This window comes from Fundidesulfovibrio sp., from assembly GCF_058402725.1.
Map to the genome: position 1 here is coordinate 1 of NZ_JBZVFJ010000222.1, position 3,946 is coordinate 3,946.

3 protein-coding genes are annotated in these 3,946 nt (G+C 70.7%); all 3 read left to right on the forward strand.

Features of this window, described 5'->3' with window-relative positions:
* Positions 1-887, forward strand: an 887-nt coding sequence (locus ACV4UX_RS17720; RefSeq protein WP_491594604.1) for a helix-hairpin-helix domain-containing protein, incomplete at its 5' end; no start/stop codon positions are given.
* Positions 888-1,142: 255 nt separating this feature from the next.
* A complete protein-coding gene (dapB, locus tag ACV4UX_RS17725) occupies positions 1,143-1,931 on the forward strand; it encodes a 4-hydroxy-tetrahydrodipicolinate reductase (RefSeq protein WP_491594605.1) in 789 nt (262 codons plus the stop codon).
* Positions 1,928-3,586: an NAD+ synthase gene (locus tag ACV4UX_RS17730; RefSeq protein ID WP_491594606.1), complete on the forward strand. Its 1,659-nt coding sequence runs from the start codon at positions 1,928-1,930 to the stop codon at positions 3,584-3,586. Before dapB ends, ACV4UX_RS17730 begins: the two co-directional genes overlap by 4 nt.
* Positions 3,587-3,946: the final 360 nt, after the last annotated feature.

Genomic DNA, 3,946 nt, shown 5'->3' on the forward strand with positions numbered 1-3,946 from the left:
GCGGCGATTCTCGCGGCGATGTGGTGGCACGACCGGCGGCGACTCGTGCCGCGGTCGTCTTTCCCGACACCTGCCCCTCCTGCGGCTCCCGGGTTACGCGTTTGCCGGACGAGGCGGCCTGGCGCTGCCTCAACGTCTCCTGCCCGGCGGTGCTCAAGGGGGCCATCGTCTTCTTCGTCTCCAAGGCCGGGCTGGACATCGAGGGTGTGGGCAAACGCTGGATCGAGATCCTGGTGGAGAAGGGGATGGTCAAGTCCCCGGCCGACCTCTTCGCCCTCACCGTGGAGGATCTCCTGCCCCTGGAGCGCATGGGGGAGAAGCTGGCCGCCAACTTCGTGGAGGCCTTCGCCAAGGCCCGCCGGAGCGCCACCCTGGCCAGGCTCATAGCGGCCCTGGGCATCCGCCAGGTGGGGGCGCAGACCGCGCGCACCCTGGCCGGAGCCTTCCGGGATCTGGACGCCCTGGCCCGGGCCACGGCCGAGGAGCTGCAGCTGCTGCCCGACATCGGCCCCGAGGTGGCCCAGAGCCTGCGCGCCTTTTTCGAGAATCCCGGCAACCACGAACTCCTGGAGCGCTTCCGGGCCATCGGCCTGTGGCCCGCGAGGCCGGCGGACGCCCCGGCCGCTGCGGGGCCGAAGCCCCTGGCGGGCAAGCGGTTCCTCTTCACCGGCGGGCTCACGGGCATGTCGCGCTCCCAGGCCGAGGCACTGGTGGAGGGGCTTGGCGGCACGGCCGCCGCGTCGGTCTCCAGGAAGCTCGACTACCTCGTGGCCGGTCAGGACCCCGGCTCAAAGCTGGATAAAGCCCGGGCACTTGGTGTACCAGTCCTGGACCAGGAGGGCTTCGAGGCCCTGCTGCGTCAGGCCGGAGAGCCCTCCGAGGCCTGAGGCCGAAGCCCAGGGTGCGGACGTCCGGTTTCCGGTGGCGACGATTCCGTAACACCCGGCGAGGGATGAGGACTTTGCCAATCCGTAGCTTCAGAAGCCTCCGGCGGCCAAAGGGCTGACGCCCTCCGGACTCCCATTCGGCTTCGCGACGCGAACGCCTGCACAGCGTCATTTGGCAACAATTTCAGTGCACAAGGTATAATTGATCCATCATCCGGCCGTCCGCGAGGGAAGGCCGCAACCGAGGGGGACGACATGAGCGTGCGCGACGTGATCATCATGGGGGCCGGAGGCCGCATGGGCCAGACCCTGTGCCAGCTGGCCATGGCCGACCCGGCCTTCAGGCTGGCGGGCGTGGTGGAGCGCCCGGGCAACGAGGCGGCCCTGGACCGCTACCCGGACTGCGTCAAGGGCTCGTCCATGGAGGAGGTCTTCTCCAGGCTCCCCGGCGCGGTGATCGTGGACTTCACGGCCCCGGACTCCAGCGTGCAGGTGTCCGAGACGGCCGCACGGCTGGGCAACCCGGTGGTCATCGGCACCACGGGGCTCAAGGGCGAGCAGCTGGAGCGCGTCCAGGCCGCCGCCGCAAGGGGGCGCATCTTCTGGTCGCCCAACATGAGCCTGGGCATCAACGCCCTGGCCCAGTTCCTGCCTCTGCTCGTCAAGGCCCTGGGCCCGGCCTACGACATGGAGATCATGGAAATCCACCACAACAAGAAGGCCGACTCGCCCAGCGGCACGGCCATCAAGCTGGGTCAGGTGCTGGCCGGGGCGCGCGGCCAGGAGCTTCAGGACGTGATGAAGTGCGGCCGCGAGGGCATCATCGGGGCGCGCACGCAGGAGGAACTGGGCGTCATGGCCCTGCGCGGCGGCGACGTGGTGGGCGACCACACCGTCTACTTCTTCGGCCCAGGCGAGCGCATCGAGGTGACGCACCGCGCCCACACCCGCGAGAACTTCGCGCGCGGCGCGCTGCGGGCCGTCCTCTGGATCGGCGCGCAGGAGCCCGGCAAGCTCTACTCCATGGCCGACATGCTCGCATGAAGATCGGACTGCTCCAGGTGAACCCCGTGGTGGGCGACCTCACCGGCAACGCCGGAAGGATCGCCCGCGCGGCGCGCAAGGCCCAGGCCGCGGGAGCCACGCTGTGCATCACGCCGGAGCTGGCCCTCACGGGCTATCCCCCGCGCGACCTGCTGCTCTCGAGCGCCTTCGTGGACAAGGCCCGCGCCGTGCTGGAAGAGTTGGCCCGTTCCCTGGCCGACGGCCCGGCCCTGCTGGCGGGCACGGCGGCGCGCAGTCCCCTGGCCCAGGGCCGCCCCCTGACGAACTGCGCCGCCTTCCTCGCGGGCGGGCGCGTGGAGGCGCTGCTGCCCAAGAAGCTCCTGCCCACCTACGACGTCTTCGACGAGGACCGCTACTTCGAGCCGGGCGAACGCCTGGGCCACATCGATTTCGCGGGACGCCGCCTGGGCGTGACCATCTGCGAGGACATCTGGAACGACAAGGCCTACTGGCGCGACCGGCGCTACCACGAAGACCCCGTGGAGCGCCTGGCCGCAGAGGGCGTCCAGGCCATCCTCAATCTCTCGGCCTCGCCCTTCACCCTGGGCAAGCAGCCCGTGCGCGAGGCCATGCTGGGCGCGGCGGCGCGAAAGTACGGCCTTCCGGTGGTCTACTGCAACCAGGCGGGCGGCAACGACGATCTGGTCTTCGACGGCCGCTCCATGGCCCTGGACGCCCGGGGCCGGCTAGCCGCCCGCGCGGCGGCCTTCTCCGAGGACGTGCTCGTGGTGGACCTCGAAAATCTGGAACAGGGGCGCGGCGAAGGGGCCATCGCCCCGGACGATTTCTCCGAGGAGTCCGAGGCCTGGCGCGCCCTGGTGCTGGGCGTGCGCGACTACTGCGCCAAGTGCGGCTTCAAGGGCGCGCTCCTGGGCCTTTCGGGGGGCGTGGACTCGGCCCTCACCGCCGCCGTGGCCGCCGAGGCCCTGGGGCCGGAGAACGTGCTGGGCGTGCTCATGCCCAGCCCCTATTCCAGCAGGGGCAGCGTGGAGGACTCCCTGGAACTGGCCCGGCGTCTTGGCGTGAAGACCCTGACCATCCCCATCAGCGACCTCATGGAGGCCTTCGACAGGAGCCTGTCCCCTGCCTTCGAGGGCCTGCCGCCCGACACCACCGAGGAGAACGTCCAGTCGCGCATCCGGGGCAACCTGCTCATGGCCATCTCCAACAAGCACGGGTCGCTCCTGCTCACCACGGGCAACAAGAGCGAGCTGGCCGTGGGCTACTGCACCATCTACGGCGACATGTCCGGCGGGCTGGCCGTGGTCTCCGACGTGCCCAAGACCATGGTCTGGCGCATCTGCGAGTGGCTCAACGCGCGCGGCCAGGAGCCCATCCCCCGGGCCATCGTGGAGAAAACGCCCTCGGCGGAGCTGCGCCCGGACCAGACCGACCAGGACAGCCTGCCGCCCTACGACGTGCTGGACGCCATCCTGCGTCTGCGCGTGGAGCGCCACCAGTCCGTGGAGGAGATCGTTGCCGCCGGGTTCGACCCCGAGACCGTGCGCAAGGTCTGCCGCCTGGTGAAGATCGCGGAGTTCAAGCGCCGCCAGGCCGCGCCGGGCATCAAGATCACCGACCGGGCCTTCGGCACGGGATGGCGCATGCCCGTGGCCTGCCGCATGGAGTGCTGAGGCACGCTGGATTGCATCAACGCGCTGCGGGCGTGAAGACGATGCGGGAGAGTTCCACCGCCTCGCCGGGCTTTTCCACTTCGAAAACGTAGCGCGTCTCGCGCGCGGGGGAGAAGCTCGCCCGTCCGGGCCGCCGCCCGTCTCCAGGCGCCCGGCGAAGCGGCCGTCCACCAGCACCCGCAGCACGCCCGAGGGGCCGCCCGGCCACTCCAGGGTGGCGCGTTCGCCGCCCTGGAGCGTCAGGCCGCCGCCGCCTTCAAGCCGCCACGCCCCCCCGCCGTAGGGTGCGAAGCCCCGCAGTTCCAGAAGCCAGGCCAAGTCCGCCGTGTCGCCCTGTTCGGCGCTTTGGGCCAGCCAGGC